Source organism: Bradyrhizobium sp. UFLA05-125, assembly GCF_059803515.1.
In genome coordinates this window covers 1-521 of record NZ_JBANBJ010000195.1, presented here as the reverse complement: position 1 = coordinate 521, position 521 = coordinate 1, and the positions used below count along the sequence as shown (strand labels likewise).

Below are 521 nucleotides of genomic sequence, written 5' to 3'. Positions count from 1 at the left end.
GGCAACGCGATGCGCCTCGCTGGGGTCGACGCCGAGCTCCTTGATCGCGCACAGGTGCGCGCAATGGTGCCCTTCCTCGACTACGAAACAGGCCGCTTTCCTATCCGAGGCGGGCTGTTGCAGAGGCGTGGAGGTACTGCACGCCACGATGCGGTTGCCTGGGGCTACGCGCGCGCTGCTGACAACCGTGGCGTCGACATCGTGCAGAATTGCGAGGTGACCGGTTTGACCATCTCAGATGGCCGCATTCTCGGTGCTGAGACAACGCGCGGTCCGATCAAGGCCAAGAAGGTCGCGCTCTCTGTGGCAGGCAATTCTTCCCGCTTGGCCGCAATGGCGGGGATGCGGCTGCCGATCGAAAGCCACGTGCTGCAAGCCTTCGTCTCCGAGGGGCTCAAGCCGTTGATCGACTGTGTGGTGACCTTCGGCGCCGGCCATCTCTACATCAGCCAGTCGGATAAGGGCGGTCTCGTCTTCGGCGGCGATATCGATGGTTACAATTCCTACGCCCAGCGCGGCAA

General features: G+C 63.1%; 1 protein-coding gene. It reads left to right on the top strand.

Annotated elements, in window-relative coordinates; genetic code table 11:
• The coding region (locus SO156_RS45905; protein ID WP_498539472.1) for an FAD-dependent oxidoreductase at nucleotides 1-521 on the top strand (521 nt) is incomplete at both ends.